Source organism: Rahnella victoriana (genome assembly GCF_004330295.1).
GTDB lineage: Bacteria > Pseudomonadota > Gammaproteobacteria > Enterobacterales > Enterobacteriaceae > Rahnella > Rahnella victoriana.
In genome coordinates, this window is record NZ_SJOJ01000016.1 from 38,043 (window position 1) to 53,652 (window position 15,610).

The 15,610-nt window shown below is 54.5% G+C and carries 20 protein-coding genes; 14 read left to right on the top strand and 6 right to left on the bottom strand.

Annotated elements, in window-relative coordinates:
- Positions 1-64: 64 nt before the first annotated feature.
- Positions 65-514, top strand: coding sequence for a ribonuclease domain-containing protein (locus tag EYY67_RS14580; protein WP_131693786.1), 450 nt, complete (start codon positions 65-67; stop codon positions 512-514).
- A gap of 5 nt (positions 515-519) precedes the next feature.
- Positions 520-813, top strand: a complete 294-nt coding sequence (locus EYY67_RS14585) for a barstar family protein (RefSeq protein ID WP_131693787.1) — start codon at positions 520-522, stop codon at positions 811-813.
- A gap of 37 nt (positions 814-850) precedes the next feature.
- Here EYY67_RS14585 and yjgA read toward each other — a convergent pair whose 3' ends face one another.
- A complete protein-coding gene (gene yjgA, locus EYY67_RS14590) occupies positions 851-1,402 on the bottom strand; it encodes a ribosome biogenesis factor YjgA (RefSeq protein WP_015698912.1) in 552 nt (183 codons plus the stop codon).
- 227 nt (positions 1,403-1,629) lie between these two features.
- Here yjgA and pmbA point away from each other — a divergent pair, with 227 nt between their 5' ends.
- Together pmbA and cybC are read left to right on the top strand one after the other, a co-directional pair.
- Positions 1,630-2,970, top strand: a complete 1,341-nt coding sequence (gene pmbA, locus EYY67_RS14595) for a metalloprotease PmbA (RefSeq protein WP_095924404.1) — start codon at positions 1,630-1,632, stop codon at positions 2,968-2,970.
- A gap of 159 nt (positions 2,971-3,129) precedes the next feature.
- The gene (gene cybC, locus EYY67_RS14600; protein WP_131693788.1) at positions 3,130-3,516 is read left to right on the top strand and encodes a cytochrome b562; all 387 of its coding nucleotides are present in this window, start codon (positions 3,130-3,132) and stop codon (positions 3,514-3,516) included.
- A gap of 274 nt (positions 3,517-3,790) precedes the next feature.
- Here the strand turns inward: cybC and rnk are convergent, their stop codons facing one another.
- Positions 3,791-4,201 carry a nucleoside diphosphate kinase regulator gene (gene rnk, locus EYY67_RS14605; protein WP_095924406.1) on the bottom strand — a complete coding sequence of 137 codons (411 nt, stop codon included), beginning with the start codon at positions 4,199-4,201 and terminating at the stop codon, positions 3,791-3,793.
- A 399-nt stretch (positions 4,202-4,600) separates the two neighbouring features.
- On the opposite strand from rnk, the gene EYY67_RS14610 reads away from it, so the two are divergent.
- The 10 genes from EYY67_RS14610 to EYY67_RS14655 all read left to right on the top strand — a co-directional run bounded on the left by EYY67_RS14610 (position 4,601) and on the right by EYY67_RS14655 (position 13,452).
- A complete protein-coding gene (locus EYY67_RS14610; RefSeq protein WP_131693789.1) occupies positions 4,601-4,951 on the top strand; it encodes a PRD domain-containing protein in 351 nt (116 codons plus the stop codon).
- A gap of 46 nt (positions 4,952-4,997) precedes the next feature.
- Positions 4,998-5,363, top strand: a complete 366-nt coding sequence (locus EYY67_RS14615) for an SFCGS family glycine-rich protein (RefSeq protein ID WP_013577270.1) — start codon at positions 4,998-5,000, stop codon at positions 5,361-5,363.
- The gene (locus EYY67_RS14620; RefSeq protein ID WP_047605601.1) at positions 5,363-5,662 is read left to right on the top strand and encodes a DUF4312 family protein; all 300 of its coding nucleotides are present in this window, start codon (positions 5,363-5,365) and stop codon (positions 5,660-5,662) included. Before EYY67_RS14615 ends, EYY67_RS14620 begins: the two co-directional genes overlap by 1 nt.
- 32 nt (positions 5,663-5,694) lie before the next feature.
- Entirely contained in the window at positions 5,695-6,471 is a 777-nt protein-coding gene (locus EYY67_RS14625) for a DUF4311 domain-containing protein (protein WP_013577268.1), read from the top strand.
- A 13-nt stretch (positions 6,472-6,484) separates the two neighbouring features.
- The gene (locus EYY67_RS14630; protein ID WP_047605604.1) at positions 6,485-7,132 is read left to right on the top strand and encodes a DUF4310 family protein; all 648 of its coding nucleotides are present in this window, start codon (positions 6,485-6,487) and stop codon (positions 7,130-7,132) included.
- Between the two features lie 69 nt (positions 7,133-7,201).
- Positions 7,202-8,335 (top strand): amidohydrolase/deacetylase family metallohydrolase, encoded by a 1,134-nt coding sequence (locus tag EYY67_RS14635; protein WP_131693790.1) that lies wholly within the window; start codon positions 7,202-7,204, stop codon positions 8,333-8,335.
- Positions 8,325-9,452: a DgaE family pyridoxal phosphate-dependent ammonia lyase gene (locus EYY67_RS14640; protein WP_131693791.1), complete on the top strand. Its 1,128-nt coding sequence runs from the start codon at positions 8,325-8,327 to the stop codon at positions 9,450-9,452. The genes EYY67_RS14635 and EYY67_RS14640 overlap by 11 nt, the downstream gene beginning before the upstream one ends.
- Positions 9,449-10,189 (top strand): 2-dehydro-3-deoxy-phosphogluconate aldolase, encoded by a 741-nt coding sequence (dagF, locus tag EYY67_RS14645; protein ID WP_119822415.1) that lies wholly within the window; start codon positions 9,449-9,451, stop codon positions 10,187-10,189. Before EYY67_RS14640 ends, dagF begins: the two co-directional genes overlap by 4 nt.
- Before the next feature lie 122 nt (positions 10,190-10,311).
- Positions 10,312-11,520: a lactonase family protein gene (locus EYY67_RS14650; RefSeq protein ID WP_131693792.1), complete on the top strand. Its 1,209-nt coding sequence runs from the start codon at positions 10,312-10,314 to the stop codon at positions 11,518-11,520.
- Between the two features lie 12 nt (positions 11,521-11,532).
- On the top strand, positions 11,533-13,452 hold the full coding sequence (locus EYY67_RS14655; protein WP_165497966.1) for a BglG family transcription antiterminator: 1,920 nt from the start codon (positions 11,533-11,535) through the stop codon (positions 13,450-13,452).
- Between the two features lie 86 nt (positions 13,453-13,538).
- Here EYY67_RS14655 and npr read toward each other — a convergent pair whose 3' ends face one another.
- The 4 genes from npr to hpf all read right to left on the bottom strand — a co-directional run bounded on the left by npr (position 13,539) and on the right by hpf (position 15,594).
- Positions 13,539-13,811, bottom strand: coding sequence for a PTS phosphocarrier protein NPr (gene npr / locus EYY67_RS14660; protein ID WP_056776243.1), 273 nt, complete (start codon positions 13,809-13,811; stop codon positions 13,539-13,541).
- Positions 13,808-14,659: an RNase adapter RapZ gene (gene rapZ, locus EYY67_RS14665; protein WP_095925264.1), complete on the bottom strand. Its 852-nt coding sequence runs from the start codon at positions 14,657-14,659 to the stop codon at positions 13,808-13,810. Before rapZ ends, npr begins: the two co-directional genes overlap by 4 nt.
- 66 nt (positions 14,660-14,725) lie before the next feature.
- On the bottom strand, positions 14,726-15,208 hold the full coding sequence (gene ptsN, locus EYY67_RS14670; RefSeq protein WP_173362074.1) for a PTS IIA-like nitrogen regulatory protein PtsN: 483 nt from the start codon (positions 15,206-15,208) through the stop codon (positions 14,726-14,728).
- A 98-nt stretch (positions 15,209-15,306) separates the two neighbouring features.
- A complete protein-coding gene (gene hpf / locus EYY67_RS14675; RefSeq protein WP_013577259.1) occupies positions 15,307-15,594 on the bottom strand; it encodes a ribosome hibernation promoting factor in 288 nt (95 codons plus the stop codon).
- Positions 15,595-15,610: the final 16 nt, after the last annotated feature.

Genomic DNA, 15,610 nt, shown 5'->3' on the forward strand with positions numbered 1-15,610 from the left:
ATACGGCGTTTTAAGAAACAATAAACAGGAACAGATCGATGCGGGCTAAACACAAAGGACGCCAATGACGGTATTTAACGGGCTACGGCCGCGCAAACTGATGATGGCGGTCGCCGTGATCGCGGGACTGTGTGGCATCGCAGGGCCGATTGTCGCGAAAACGACACACAACCCGGGCACTATCGTGACGGGGACGGAAGAGAAAACGGTGATCAGCTATTTGCGCCAGAATCATCAATTGCCGGAAAACTACATCACCAAGAAAAAGGCGCGGGAAGCCGGATGGGATGCACGCGCCGGGAATCTGTGTGATGTCTTGCCGGGCAAAGCCATCGGCGGCGACCGTTTCTCTAACCGGGAAGGGCGGCTGCCTTCGGCCTCAAAACGGGTCTGGCGTGAAGCGGATATCAACTATCGCTGCGGACGCCGCGGCGCTGACCGCGTGCTGTTTGCCAGCGACGGGCTGATTTACGTCAGTAAAGATCATTATCAAAATTTCGTTCGGGTGGAGTAACGTCGATGAATAAAGTGAGCTTCGATTTTAATCACATCCCGGATTTACCCGCATTCTACCGCGAGTTTGCCCGTCAGTTTGCGCTGACCGACAGCTTCGGCGCGAATCTGGACGCACTCTGGGACGAGGTAACGGGCGGAATTGCACTGCCGGTTGAGATAAATTTCATGAACCTGAATGCCAGCCGTAAACGACGTTTCGGCGCATTAATTTTGCTGTTTGAAGAAGCGGAAGAAGAACTGGAAGGCGCGCTGCGTCTTAACCTGCCGGAGAAACCGGCGGCGAAGGCCAAAGGCTGAAAAGAAAAAACCCGCCATCAAAGCGGGTTTTTGTTTTTTAGTCCTGACCTTCAGCCAGTTCGCGCAGATACTGGAAGATCTGGCGGTAAGATTTTGGCGGCTTGTTGGCGGCTTTCTCTTTCTGTGCGTTGCGGATCAGCGCACGCAGCTGCTGGCGGTCGGCTTCCGGATACAGTTCCAGCACCGGCGGGATCGCATCGTCACCTTCTTCCACCAGACGGTCACGCAGCATTTCCAGTTTATGGAACAGCGACACCTGCTGGTTGTGGCGGTTTTTCAGCTTATCCAGCGCAGTCTGGATTGGCTCGACATCGCGGGAACGCAGCATTTTACCGATCAGCTGAAGCTGACGGCGGCGGCCTTCTTTCTTGATCTTCTGCGCTAAGTCGATCGCCGCGCGCAGATCGTCGTCCAGCGGCAGTTTGTCCAGCGAGTTTTTACCCAGCTCAACCATTTCTGCACCGAGATCTTTCAGCGCCTCGGCGTCACGTTTGATTTCACTTTTACTGACCCAGATGATTTCATCATCATCGTCGTTCTCGTTGGTGTCGGGAACGTCGTCGTGCCAGTCGTCAATTTTCTTTGTCATGGGCGCTTCCTCTTAACGAGGTAATCCTGTCAGTTTGATTGTGCTTTATTGCTTCGGCGGCATTATGCAGGGTTATGCCGCATACATCCATGTTCTGTTGCAACTTTGGGCATAACAACGCCGGAGTGAATGCGAAATTGTGGCGAGTCTCTGTTAGACTCAAAGGTAAGCGTTTCTGTATATCAGTGTAGAACAAACCCTTTAATCTCATAAGCGATGGCATGCCGATGAACGTAGTGAATCAAGTAGCGCAACAGCGTAAAACCCTGGAACAGGCCGTATCTCAGGCGCTGGAACTGGCGAAAGCCGGTTCAGATGCTGCCGAAGTGGCGGTCAGCAAAACCACCGGTATCGGCGTCAGTACCCGTTTTGGCGAAGTGGAAAACGTTGAATTCAACAGCGACGGCGCGCTGGGCATTACCGTTTATTATCAGAACCGTAAGGGCAGCGCCTCTTCTACCGATTTAAGCCCGGACGCCATTTCCCGCACCGTGCAGGCGGCGCTGGATATCGCCCGTTACACCTCGCCGGATCCGTTCGCGGGCGTGGCTGACAAAGAGATGCTGGCATTCGACGCGCCGGATCTGGACCTCTTCCACCCGGAAGAACTCGATGCCGATCGCAGTATCGAACTGGCCGCCCGTGCTGAACAGGCGGCGCTGAAAGCCGATAAGCGCATCACCAACACCGAAGGCGGCAGTTTCAACAGCCATTATGGCATCCGCGTGTTCGGCAACAGCCACGGCATGTTGCAGAGCTATTGCTCGACGCGCCATTCGATTTCCGCCTCGGTTATCGCGGAACACCAGGGCGACATGGAACGCGACTACGCTTATTCCATCGCGCGTAAAATCAGCGACCTGAAAGATCCGGAATGGGTCGGCGCAGAATGTGCACGCCGCACCTTATCGCGTCTGGCTCCGCGTAAATTACCGACCATGCAGGCTCCGGTGTTGTTCGCTTCCGAAGTGGCGACCGGCCTGTTCGGGCATCTGGTCGGGGCGATCAGCGGCGGCAGCATTTACCGTAAATCGTCCTTCCTGCTCGACAGCCTCGGCAAGCAGATCCTGCCGGAGTGGCTGACCATCGAAGAGCATCCGCATCTGTTACAGGGGCTGGCATCCACGCCGTTCGACAGCGAAGGTGTGCGCACTGAGCGTCGCGATATCGTTAAAGACGGCATCCTGCAAAGCTGGCTGATGACCTGTTATTCCGCACGTAAACTCGGTCTGCAAACCACCGGTCACGCGGGCGGCATCCATAACTGGCGCATCGCCGGTCAGGGTGATGATTTCGCCGGTATGCTGCGTAAGCTCGATAAAGGTCTGGTCGTGACGGAACTGATGGGTCAGGGCGTCAGCGGCGTCACCGGTGACTACTCACGCGGCGCGGCCGGTTTCTGGGTCGAGAATGGCGAAATCCAGTATCCGGTCAGTGAAATCACCATCGCCGGAAACCTGAAAGACATGTGGCGCAACATGGTCGCCATCGGCAGCGATATCGAAACCCGCAGTAATATCCAGTGCGGTTCCGTGCTGTTACCGGCAATGAAAATCGCCGGCGAGTAATTTTCCTGCAAAGCAGCGGTCGCCCGATCGCTGCTTCTCACCTGCCACCCTTCTTTACAAAAAATTCATCCCGTTTTCCTCTCTCTCAGCCTATTTTTATAAAGCCTTACAAGCAATGTCGTTTTATCTAACAAATAAATAACAATAGAGAGAAAGATCATGCGTAAAAAACTGATGGCGTTAGCGGTAGTCGCAATGCTGGGAAGCAGCACGGTGGCACTGGCAGCAGATTTAGAAACGGACATGGACACCATTTCTGATAATTACAGCAAGGTGCTGAAAACCAACGATCAGGCCGAACTGACCACCGGTCTGGCGAACATGAAAGCCGCAGCGGAAGACGCGAAAAAAGCCACGCCACCGAAACTGGAAGGCAAAGCCCCTGACAGCCCGGAAATGCAGGATTACCACAAAGGGCTGGATACGCTGATCGGCCAGATTGATAAAGCTTCTGCTTTAGCGAAAGCGGGTAAAGTGGATGAAGCGAAGAAAGAAGCCGAAGGGTTCAAGGCGACAAGGAATGAGAACCACAAGAAGTTTAAGTAAGCAGATGGCGGGTGTCTTGCTCCTCCCCCTGCGAAGGGTAGGGAGTAAACCCCACATTATTTCATGGTGAGAAATAGCCGGAATTGATCGCTGTCCTGCTCCTCCCCCTGCGAAGGGGGAGGCGGGGAGGGGGTTTTAAAGGCAAAACCAATGTCAGTGCAAACTTCAACTTATTGATTCGCCATTAATACCCCACCCCAACCCTCCCCTTCGCAGGGGAGGGAGCCGTTCAGCGCGTTGCCTCCCACCTTCGCAGAAAAAGGAGTTAACTGCCTTAACGTCTCAACTCCCCCGCCGCCTCCGGCTGAAACAACAACTCCAGCACGGTGATGTGGCTTTCCTCGCCATTGGGCATTTCCCACGTGATACTTGCGCCCACGCGCAGCCCCAGCAGGGCAGCGCCCAGCGGGGCCATCACCGACAGTTGCTCGTTGCTGTCTTTCAGCGCCGCCGGATAGACCAGCGTGCGGATGTGTTCTTCGCCGTCTTTACCTTCAGTAAAGCGAACCTTGCTGTTCATCGTCACTACGTCGGCAGGGATTTCCTCGGGCGGCAAAATCTCGGCGCGATCTAACTCGTCATTCAGTGCGTCGGCGACCGGGCTGCTGGCAAACGCCGGTTGCGCCAGCAGTGTGTCCAGGCGTTCTGCGTCAAGTTCATTGATGATCAGTGTCGGTTTACTCATAACATTCTCCATGGTTCCTTTTGCATCACCCGCTTCATGCGAGTGGGGTGCCGGTCGGCAAAAAATAACACCCCTGCGGGTAAGCGCAGGGGTGTCGGTAATTTGCATGTGTTCTTTGATACTAGGCACTCTTAAGCGGAAATGAAAGCGTTGTGAGGGAATTAATCCGCATTGCGAAAAATCCGATTACCAGTGTAATACGCTGCTACACCCTGCAATATTCAGTGATATGGCGACTTAACTTTTCGTTTTGCGAATTGGATCTGCTCAGCGCATCGTATTTCCACTTCGAACTGGAAAAAGACCCTCTACACAGGAAATCTTACCGGGGTTAGGGTAAAGACAGACGAAATACACGGCTGAAAATAGTGGGCCGGGCAAGGAGAGAGGTAACCGCGAGTGAATAACGCAAGCGCATCTGTGAATGGGACCGGGCGGATTGAATTGAAAGATGCTGCGGCGATAACAGAGCAAGTATTAAAAGATATTCAGACAATGCAAAGTGCGAAGAATATCTACACCACCGATGTTCAGTTGCAGATGTTAACGTCACACGTTAAAGCCATGGTATTACGCTCGATTACCGGTGAGCCGTTGCCTGAAGTCGAAAAAGAGTTATTTGATGAAATCTCTGCCGACTCCATGCAAATGGCAGAGGACGTGGTGAGCTGGTTCGGGAATTTACCGATTGAGGAAGCGTATTTGCTCTCGGTACATTTTGAAGTGGCCAGAGACAACGAGCAGAAATAATTTTTATTGAAATTTTAATACATTAATTAATGTGGAGATGTGAATCATGGGACAAGTATTAGTTGTGATCGGCGACCGTTTAGGTAAAGGCCAGAAAGTGGCAGCAGGCGTGGAAGCGGCTGGCGGAAAAGCCATTGTTGTCCCCGGTATGGCGGCAGACATGAAACTCGGCGACGTGATGAAAGCAGAAGGCGCGACCTTTGGTATTTCTTTCTGCGGCAGTGGCGGTGCAGGTGCGATTACCGCACAAAACAAATACGGATATAAAGCGAAGTACGGGATGCGTTCAGTTGATGAAGGTGTCACGGCGATTAACGAAGGCTGTTTAGTATTAGGGTTCGGATTTATGGATAAAGAAGAACTGGGTCAGCGTCTGGTTGAAGCTTATAACAAGAAGTATGGTCAGGCGTAATGAAGCAACAATTAACCACAACAGTCCGGGTTGAAGGAAAGGGCGAAAATAAGGCTGCCGCCTTTTCTTCCGCACTGAGTCAGGTTCAGAGAACGGTTCTCAAATCGTCTGCTAATAATGTCTTGCTGCGCATTGAACCGCAGGACGTCAAGGTAATAAAGGCAGAGGAGTCGGTTAAAAGAGAAAAGTTTCTGTTCTTTTTTCTGGCCAGGGAAAGAAAGAGTTATTACGTGGCGTTAGACATTACCGTCAACCTGACTGTTATTAATACGGAACAGGTAGTTTTTGTCACGAAATAAAAACGTTAGCTATAAATGACAAGGATATACTGATGTTTTTAATTATTTTATTTAAGTCGCTTATTATCGGCGGACTGGTTGGGGTGGGCGTAGGTGCGGGTGCCGCACGTATGTTCCATGCGCCAACCGTGCAAGGAATGGGGGCTTTTCGTACGCTTGGGGAATTAAACTCCTGTGAAGGCGATCCGGCTTCGCATTTCTCATTCGGTCTGGGCTTCTTCTTTAACGCCTGGGCATCTTCCGTGGCGGCAGGTTCTTTCACTCAGGACGTTGACCACCGCATCATTCCTCACTGGGCCACCGCTGCCCTGATGTTCAAAAACCGCAATGTCACTGAAACCCTGCACGACCCGCGCAAGATGGCGATTGCGGGCGGCATCATCGGCATGATTGTGGTGGCCTTCCTCAACACCACCGCGTCTGCCGTGCCTGCGGCGTTGCAGGTCACGGCCATTAAAGTGCTGGTGCCTGCGGCTAACCTGCTGGTGAACACCGTCATGCCGGTGATTTTCTGGCTGGCGGCGATCGATGCAGGACGTCGTTCCGGTTTCTGGGCCACCATTTTTGGCGGTCTGGCGCAGATGATCATGGGGAACGCCGTGCCGGGTCTGGTACTGGGTATCCTGATCGGTAAAGGCGTCGAAGAGAGCGGCTGGAACCACGTCACCAAAGTGATGATGGCGGCGATTATCGCGCTGTTCGTTCTCAGCGGTTTCTTCCGTGGTTTCGACGTCAAGCTGTTGCAATCCTTCATGCTGGACGTCCCGACATGGCTGAACGGCATTCACAACTCACTCAGCGGTAAGTAAGGGGAACATGACAATGGAAGAACAAGCCAAACGTGGTTTCTGGTACGCCGAGTGGTCGTTCCCGATTTTTGTCGGACTGCTGTCTTCCGGCGTTTTCGCCGGGACACACATGTATTACCTGTACGGCATCGGTGCATTTAACGAAGTGGCCTTTGTGTCGATGCTGCGTTCCGGCATGGATACCGGCGTGTACGGCGCAGTGGCGGCCTTTGGTGCCAGCTTCCTGTTTGCCCGCATCATCGAAGGTTCGCTGGTCGGTATTCTCGATATCGGCGGCGCGATCCAGACCGGTATCGGCCTGGGCGTTCCTGCAATGCTGCTGGGCGCCGGGATTATCTTCCCGGTGGCGAACTTTGCCGCCTCGCTGGTGACCGGCCTGATCCTCGGGTTAGCCGTCGGTTACATCATCATTCTGGCGCGTAAATTCACCATCAATCAGAGCAACTCCACCTACGGCGCTGACGTGATGATGGGCGCGGGTAATGCCTCCGGCCGCTTCCTCGGGCCGTTGATTATCCTCTCCGCAATGGCCGCATCGATTCCAATCGGTCTTGGCTCGCTGATTGGCGCACTGGGTTTCTATCTGTGGCAGAAGCCGATTACCGGTGGTGCCATTCTCGGTGCGATGGTGCTGGGCGCCATCTTCCCGGTTTCACTGTAAGAAGCAGTACATAAGCAGTAAACGGGCGTCAGGAACACTCCTGACGCCCGAGATTATGGAGAACGTCGTATGTATGACTTAATCATCCGCCAGGCATTACGCGCAGACGGCAGCCTGACTGATATTGCAATTCGCGACGGCAAATTCGCCGCCATTGGCACGCTGGCTTCCGATGCCACCGCCCGCCAGACCCTCGATCTTCAGGGCAAGGTTTACGCCAGCGCAGGCTGGATCGACTCCCATGTTCACTGTTATCCCAAATCGCCGATTTATCATGACGATGCTGACCTGATTGGCGTCGCCTGCGGTGTCACCACCGTGGCGGATGCCGGCAGCACCGGTGCCAATGATGTCGACGATTTTTATCAGCTCACCCGTGCGGCGAAAACCAACGTTTACGCGTTTCTGAATATCGCGCGTACCGGCATTGTCACGCAGAACGAACTGGCGGACATGACGCAGATCGACAAGGTCGGCGTGCGTGACGCCATCGCGCGAAATCCCGGTTTTATTATCGGTATCAAGGCGCGGATGAGCAGCAGCGTGGTCGGCCAGAACGGCATCAAACCGCTGGTGCGCGCCAAAGAAATTCAGCACGAAAACAACGACCTGCCGCTGATGGTGCATATCGGCAATAATCCGCCGAACCTCGATGAAATCGCGGATTTACTGACCTCCGGCGACATTATTACTCACTGCTATAACGGTAAACCGAACCGCATTCTTTCGCCGGAAGGCGTGCTGCGCGATGCCATCAAACGTGCGCTGAGCCGCGGCGTGTTGCTGGATGTCGGTCACGGCACCGCGAGTTTTAGCTTCGACGTGGCGGAACGGGCGATTAAGCAGGGCATTTTGCCGCACACCATCAGCTCCGATATTTATTGCCGCAACCGCATGAACGGGCCGGTGCACAGCCTGGCGACCGTGATGTCGAAATTCTTCAGCGTCGGCATGACCCTGCCGCAGGTGATTGACTGCGTCACCTCGCACGCCGCCGACGCGCTGCGCCTGCCTGCCAAAGGCCGTCTGGAAGTCGGTGCTGACGCCGACCTGACCCTGTTTGAATGCCGTCAGACGCCGCAGGTGTTTGTCGATTCCGAAGGACAGTCCGTGAAGGGCGAAAGTTTGCTGGTGCCTCTGGCCGCTGTGGTCGCGGGCGTCACCCTGTTAACCGAAGAAGGGAAATCTGCTCATGTCTTCTGAACACTCTTTATATGAAAAATATGATTTAAAACAGGTTATTAACGCCTCAGGTCGCATGACGGCGCTGGGTGTGTCCACGCCGCGTGAAGAAGTGGCGGCAGTGGTGAATACCGGCCTGAATCATTACTTCGAGATGAAAGATCTGGTGAACAAAACCGGCGCTTATATCGCGAAACTGCTTAACGTCGAAAATGCCGTGGTGGTGTCCTGCGCCTCTGCCGGGATCGCGCAGTCCGTTGCGGCGGTGATCGTCAAAGATGACGCCTGGCTGCTGGAAAACCTGCACGCTGCGCCGCTGGAGATCCCGCACGATATCGTGCTGCCAAAAGGCCATAACGTGAACTTCGGCGCGCCGGTCGCCACCATGGTCACGATGGGCGGCGGCAAAGTGGTGGAAGCCGGTTACGCCAACGAATGTTCTGCCGCGCAACTCGCCGCCTGCATCACGCCGCGTACGGCCGCCATTCTGTACATCAAATCGCATCACAGCGTGCAGAAAAGTATTTTGTCGGTGGCCGAAGCCGCAGAAGTGGCGCGTGCGCATAACCTGCCGCTGATTGTTGATGCCGCCGCAGAAGAAGATCTGACCTGCTATTACGAGATGGGCGCGGATCTGGTGATTTACAGCGGCGCAAAAGCCATCGAAGGGCCGACCAGCGGTCTGGTGCTCGGCAAGAAACAGTACGTTGAATGGGTAAAACTGCAATCCGGCGGCATTGGCCGTGCGATGAAAGTCGGCAAGGAAGGCATTCTCGGCCTGACGCAGGCGATCGAAAGCTATCTCACTTTGCCGAAAACCACCGGGCAGGAAATGGTCGACAAGATGACGCCATTCATCGCCAGCCTGAATGAGATCAACGGCGTGACCGGTCGTGTGGTCTGGGACAGTGCCGGACGCGATATTGCCCGCACGGAAATTACTTTCGATGAAGCGGTGCTCGGCTGGAAAACCAAAGACATTGTGGATGCCATGAAGAACGGCGATATCGCCATTTACTTCCGTGGCTACCGCGCCAACGAAGGCAAGATTGAAGTCGATGTGCGCAGCGTGACGCCGCCGCAGCTCGCCATCGTCGCACAACGTTTTAAACACCTTTTCAGCGGAGATAAAGCATGAAGCTGACCCCGAATTTCTACCGTGACCGCGTGTGCCTGAATGTGCTGGCCGGTTCTAAAGACAATGCCCGTGACATTTACGCCGCCGCAGAGGGCCACGTGCTGGTCGGCGTGCTGTCGAAAAATTACGCCGATGTGACGAGCGCGGTCGCGGACATGAAGGAATACGCGGCGCTGATTGAAAACGCCTTGTCCGTCGGCTTAGGCGCGGGCGATCCGCGGCAGTCGCTGATGGTCAGCCAGATTTCTGCACAGGTTCAGCCGCAGCACGTCAATCAGGTGTTTACCGGCGTCGGCACCAGCCGTGCGCTGCTCGGGCAAAACGACAGCGTGGTCAACGGTCTGATTTCTCCGACCGGCAAAGTGGGCTTTGTGAAGATCAATACCGGGCCGCTGAGTTCTGCGGCCAGCGATGCGATTGTGCCGGTGGAAACGGCGATTGCGCTGCTGAAAGACATGGGCGGCAGCTCGGTGAAATATTTCCCGATGGGCGGCCTGAAAACCCGTGACGAATTCGCCGCCGTGGCGCGTGCCTGTGCGGAGCAGGATTTCTGGCTGGAGCCAACCGGCGGAATCGATCTGGAAAACTTTGAGCCGATTATGGAAATCGCGCTGGCGGCAGGTGTCACCAAAATCATCCCGCATATCTACAGTTCGATTATCGACAGCGCGTCGGGCAACACCCGTCCTGACGATGTGAGAACGCTGCTGGCCAGTGTTAAAAAACTGGTGGGCTGAAGGTTCTGACCTTTCCTGCGCGGTAAGCCGTCTGCGCGGTTAAACACTCTGCATCCCTCAACCTTCGGGCGGATGCAGAGTTATCTTGTTTGTCTGACAGCCCCCAAATTTTGAGGAAATGTATGAGAAACTGGTTTCTGATTTCAGGTTTAACCTCCGCGATGCTGGCCGTGACCGCCGCGCCGCTTTATGCAGCAGAAAAAACAATGACCTCCACGACTCCGCAGTTTGCTTACGTCGGCACCTACAACCCGAACGGGGAAGGTGTCTACCGCTTTAAATTCGATCCGAAAACCGGCGCACTGAGCGATAAAACCCTCGCCAGCCAGTTGCCCAATCAGGCGCAGATGGTGCTCAGCCACGACGGCAAAACGCTGTTCATCGGCAGTGAAACTGATGATTACAACGGCGGCAAACACGGTGCCGTGGCCGCTTACCGTATTGCGCCGGAAGACGGCAGCCTGACGCTGATCAATCAGGTGGATTCGCAGGGCGCAGGGCCGGTGTATTTGTCGCTGACGCCAAAAGGCGACCATCTGCTGGTGGCGAATTATATCAGCGGCGTGGTGGCGGTATTCCCGGTGGATGCCAGCGGAAAACTGAGTGAGGCCAGCAACAGCCAGCAGGATTCCGGGCCGGCGGGCGCAGGTAAACCGGCGGCGGCGGCAGAAGGCAGCTTTGCCATCAGCGACCATAACGGGCCGCACGCTCACATGATCGCCACCGATCCTTCCGGTAAATTCGTGTTCTCCACGGATCTCGGTCTGGACAGGATTTATCAGTGGAAACTCAACAGCGAAACCGGCGTGCTGGAAGCCAACGATCCGCCGTTTATCAACGCGTCTTCAGAAGGTGCAGGGCCGCGCCATTTTGTGTTTCATCCGAACGGCAAAGTGGTTTTCCTGATCAACGAGGAAGCCTCGACGCTGACCAGTTATCGCCTTGATGCGGCAAAAGGCACGCTGACGCAACTGCACAGCCTTTCATCGCTGCCGGCCGGTTTCAAAGGCACTAACTTTGCCGCAGGCATTGTGCTGAGCAGGGACGGCAAACATCTGTATGTGGCGAACCGTCTGCATAACAGCATTGCGCAGATCAACGTGACCGGCGAAGGCACGATGACCTGGCACGATGACGTCTGGACGCGCGGCGACTACCCGCGCACGCTGACATTGTCACCGGATGGCAAATATATTTACGCAATGAATCAACGAAGCGATAACATCACCCGATTCAAGGTATCTGCTGAAAACGGCACACTGACGTTCGTCGATGGCTATGTTGCGGTCGGCAGTCCGTCGCAAATGGTGATCGCGCCGTCGCCGGAATAATATGGAAAAACAATGGTGAGATTTCCCAATCAACGGCTGGCGCAATTGTTTGATGCGCTGCAAACCGAAACGCTGCCTCAGGATGAACTGGCGAAACGTCTGTCCGTCTCGACGCGGACGGTGCGTGCAGACATCACGGCGCTGAATGAAATCATCGCAGACTATGGCGCGACGTTCGTACACAGCCGTGGCAGCGGTTATCAGTTGCGGATTGACGATCACACCTTGTTCTCCTCATTACAGCAGCCGGTGCAGCGTAAACCGAACCCGACGCCGCGCACGGCGGCTGAGCGGGTAAAGACGTTGCTGATCCGCTTTCTGACCTCGGCCTTTTCTTTGAAGCTGGAAGATCTGGCCGATGAATGGTTTGTCAGCCGGGGCACGCTGCAAAATGATATGGCCGACGTACGCGAGCATCTGGCGCGTTATCACCTGAATATCGAAACCAAACCGCGCTATGGCATGAAGTTGTTTGGCGCGGAGCTGGCGATCCGCGCCTGTCTGACCGATCTCTTGTTCCAGCTTGATGCCGAGGAGCAGGCCAATCCGCTGCTGAAAGCGGAAAGTCTGGAACCTGAGGCGCTGGTGCCGCTGACGCGCTTTATGCATCAGCTGCTGGCGCAGTCTGCCATTCAGCTGACCGACGAAGGCGAGCAGTATTTAATTCTGTATTGCGCGGTGGCGATCAAGCGTATTACCGGCGGTTATCCGCTGACGGATTTCGATGCCGAAGACGGCGATCCGGCGGTGAAGCAGGTGTCCGTGCGTCTGGCGGCGGAACTGAAAAATCTGGTGGGTAAGGAAATCCCGGCCTCCGAAGAAGCCTATCTGCGGGTCAATATCGCCGCCCGCCGGGTGCAGCAGATTTTGCCGACGGATATTAACGCCGACGATGACGAGTCGCTGGTCGATTACATTCTCTCGTATATCAATTCGCACTATAACTATGATTTGCAGGGCGATAAGCAGCTGCGCGCCGACCTGCTGACCCACATCAAGACCATGATTACGCGGGTGAAATACCAGATTAATATCCCCAATCCGCTGCTGAACAACATCAAACAGCATTACCCGATGGCGTATGACGTTACGCTGGCGGCGGTGTCGAGCTGGGGGAAATACACGCCGTACACCCTGAGCGAAAACGAGATCGGTTTTCTGGTGCTGCATATCGGCGTCGGACTGGAGCGGCATTACAACATCGGCTATCAGCGCCATCCGCAGGTGATGCTGGTGTGCGATACCGGTAATTCGACCATCCGCATGATCCAGGCGCAGATTAACCGTAAGTATCCGCAACTGGTGATGAAGCAGATTGTGACGCTGCGCGATTACGAGCAACTGGAACATATCGACGAAGATTTTATTATTTCTAACGCCCGCATCAGCGAGAAGAACAAGCCGGTAGTGGTGTTGTCGCCTTTCCCGACGGAATACCAGATGGAACAGCTCGGCAAGCTGGTGCTGGTCGACCGCACGCGGCCTTATATGCTGGAAAAATTCTTCGACGAAAAACACTTTATGATCGTCAACCAGCCGATGACGCAGGCGGAGTTATTCCGCCATGTGTGCTCACAGCTGGAAGAAGAAGGCTACGTCGATCAGGCGTTTTACCCGTCAGTGGTCGAGCGCGAAGAGATTGTCTCCACCATGCTCGGCGAAGGCATTGCGCTGCCGCACTCGCTGGGGTTGCTGGCGAAGAAAACCGTGGTGATCACCTTGCTTTCGCCGCAGGGCATTGCGTGGGGAGAAGGGGAAACCGCGCACGTGATTTTCCTGCTGGCGATCAGCAAGGCAGATTATGAAGAGGCGATGGCGATTTACGATTTGTTCGTGACGTTTGTGCGGGAACGCTCAATGAGCCGTTTGCTGAGCAGTGAGAACTTTGAAAGCTTTAAGGCCATTGCTATCGACTGTTTAAGCCGTATTTAGCCTGCGTCCCTGACGCCGCAGCGGCGTTAGAGGCGTGCGTTCACCCGAATCACTGACTGATGTCAGCTCATCGGGAGTGAGGCGTATTAGTCTTCGTCAAATCCTGAATTGATCAGATTTACCACTGCCGTCAGTGCCTGTTCTTCGTCGGGGCCGGTGGCCTCGATTTCAATCTGCTGACCTTTCGGCGAATCGAGCATCAGCAGCGCAATCACGCTGCTGGCTTCTGCTTCAATGCCTGTGCCGTTGCGCAGCATCACTTCTGATTCAAAGCTCTGCACCAGTTCAAACAACTTCATCGCCGGACGGGCATGCATGCCTAACCGGTTTTTGATTTCTACCGTTTGTTTCACCGTCATTTGCGTTTTTCCAGCGTGCGATGGCGGGACTGAACATTCTTCCCACGGGAACGGAAATAGTCGGCCAGTTGTTCTGCGATATACACCGAACGGTGTTTACCGCCGGTACAGCCAATGGCGACGGTCAGATAGCTGCGGTTGTTGGTTTCCAGCATCGGCAGCCATTGTTCGAGATAGCTTCGGGTCTGGTAGATAAAGTTGTGTACTTCGGTATGACGGTCAAGGAACGCCGCCACCGGCTTATCAAGGCCGGTCATCGGACGCAGTTTCGGATCCCAGTGCGGGTTCGGCAGGAAACGCACGTCGAAGACGTAATCCGCATCAATCGGAATGCCGTGTTTGAAACCGAAGGACTCGAACACCATCGTCAGTTCGCGCTCGCGTTTCCCCAGCAGGCGGGTACGCAGCATTTCTGCCAGCTCATGTACGGACATTTCGGAGGTGTCGATGATCAGATCCGCCGACGAACGCAGCGGTTCGAGCAGATCGGCTTCTTCATCAATGGCACTTTCGAGGGATAAATTTTTGCTGGAAAGCGGGTGCAGACGACGCGTGTCGCTGTAGCGGCGGATCAGGGTATTGCGGTCAGCATCAAGGAACAACAGCTGCGGTGAGAAGCTCTCCGGCAGTTGTGACATCGCATGCTCATAAACTTCCGGTGTTTCTGGCATGTTACGGACGTCAATGCTGACGGCCGCAGACGTATTGCGTTCAACAAGGGTCTGGGCGAGCTGCGGCAGTAACACCACCGGCAGGTTGTCCACACAGTAAAAACCCATGTCTTCGAGTGCCCTCAGGGCAACCGACTTCCCGGAACCGGAACGGCCGCTGACAATCATCAGCACCATGGTGTCACTCCCCTGGCATTCAGTGTTCAGCATTCATTTTCCCGGCACGAAAACCGGGATCAGACGCTATTCGTTTTCAGTCATTATCTGGAACAGTTCTTCGTCGCTTTGCGCTCCGCGCAGACGGCGACACACTGTTTTATCAGCCAATTTCTTAGCAACTAACGATAAGGTGTGTAAGTGGGTTTTACATTGATCTGCCGGAACCAGCAAGGCAAAAAGTAAATCTACCGGCTGATTATCGATGGCGTCAAAAGCGATCGGCTGTTCCAGCTGAATGAACACCCCGACGGCACGTAAAGTATCTTCTTCCAGCTTTCCGTGCGGGATGGCGATCCCGGCACCGATCCCGGTGCTGCCCATACGTTCACGGGTCAAAATGGCGTCGAAAATCACCTGTGGCGATAAATTTAATTGCTTAGCGGCCAGTTCGCTGATGATTTCCAGTGCGCGTTTCTTGCTGGCGCAATGAACGCCACTTTTGGTGCATTCGGCATTGAGCACCGACGTTAATTGCATTGCAGTATCGTTAATCATGTCATCTTTCACTTTTGCGCTGTTTCACCCTTAAAGCTATATCGGCTCGTTTCCCGAAGGTCACAAGCCGATGCCCGAAGGTTTGTAGCACAGGGTTGGCTACATGAATGTCAGTGCTGTTTCAGTTTGTCTTTATGTTTATTCAGCTGGCGGGCCAGTTTATCAACCAGTCCGTCAATCGCTGCGTACATATCCTGATGTTCCGAGGTGGCATGTAATTCGCCTCCATTCACATGCAAAGTCGCTTCCGCAACTTTTTGCACCTTTTCCACGCTCAACACCACATACACCTGATTAATCCTGTCGAAATACTGCTCGAGCTTGGCCAGCTTCGACGTGATGAATTCTCTCAGGGGATCCGTGATCTCAATGTGATGTCCGGTAATGTTGAGCTGCATAATGTCTTCCTTCTCT

Coding starts and splice junctions, on each gene's coding strand:
- EYY67_RS14580 (WP_131693786.1), top strand. CDS start 65: ATGACGGTATTTAACGGGCTACGGCCGCGCAAACTGATGATGGCGGTC.
- cybC (WP_131693788.1), top strand. CDS start 3,130: ATGCGTAAAAAACTGATGGCGTTAGCGGTAGTCGCAATGCTGGGAAGC.
- rapZ (WP_095925264.1), bottom strand. CDS start 14,659: ATGGTGCTGATGATTGTCAGCGGCCGTTCCGGTTCCGGGAAGTCGGTT.
- EYY67_RS14630 (WP_047605604.1), top strand. CDS start 6,485: ATGGAAGAACAAGCCAAACGTGGTTTCTGGTACGCCGAGTGGTCGTTC.
- dagF (WP_119822415.1), top strand. CDS start 9,449: ATGAAGCTGACCCCGAATTTCTACCGTGACCGCGTGTGCCTGAATGTG.
- EYY67_RS14640 (WP_131693791.1), top strand. CDS start 8,325: ATGTCTTCTGAACACTCTTTATATGAAAAATATGATTTAAAACAGGTT.
- EYY67_RS14625 (WP_013577268.1), top strand. CDS start 5,695: ATGTTTTTAATTATTTTATTTAAGTCGCTTATTATCGGCGGACTGGTT.
- hpf (WP_013577259.1), bottom strand. CDS start 15,594: ATGCAGCTCAACATTACCGGACATCACATTGAGATCACGGATCCCCTG.
- EYY67_RS14615 (WP_013577270.1), top strand. CDS start 4,998: ATGGGACAAGTATTAGTTGTGATCGGCGACCGTTTAGGTAAAGGCCAG.
- EYY67_RS14635 (WP_131693790.1), top strand. CDS start 7,202: ATGTATGACTTAATCATCCGCCAGGCATTACGCGCAGACGGCAGCCTG.
- EYY67_RS14620 (WP_047605601.1), top strand. CDS start 5,363: ATGAAGCAACAATTAACCACAACAGTCCGGGTTGAAGGAAAGGGCGAA.
- yjgA (WP_015698912.1), bottom strand. CDS start 1,402: ATGACAAAGAAAATTGACGACTGGCACGACGACGTTCCCGACACCAAC.
- EYY67_RS14655 (WP_165497966.1), top strand. CDS start 11,533: ATGGTGAGATTTCCCAATCAACGGCTGGCGCAATTGTTTGATGCGCTG.
- npr (WP_056776243.1), bottom strand. CDS start 13,811: ATGACGGTGAAACAAACGGTAGAAATCAAAAACCGGTTAGGCATGCAT.
- EYY67_RS14585 (WP_131693787.1), top strand. CDS start 520: ATGAATAAAGTGAGCTTCGATTTTAATCACATCCCGGATTTACCCGCA.
- rnk (WP_095924406.1), bottom strand. CDS start 4,201: ATGAGTAAACCGACACTGATCATCAATGAACTTGACGCAGAACGCCTG.
- EYY67_RS14650 (WP_131693792.1), top strand. CDS start 10,312: ATGAGAAACTGGTTTCTGATTTCAGGTTTAACCTCCGCGATGCTGGCC.
- pmbA (WP_095924404.1), top strand. CDS start 1,630: ATGAACGTAGTGAATCAAGTAGCGCAACAGCGTAAAACCCTGGAACAG.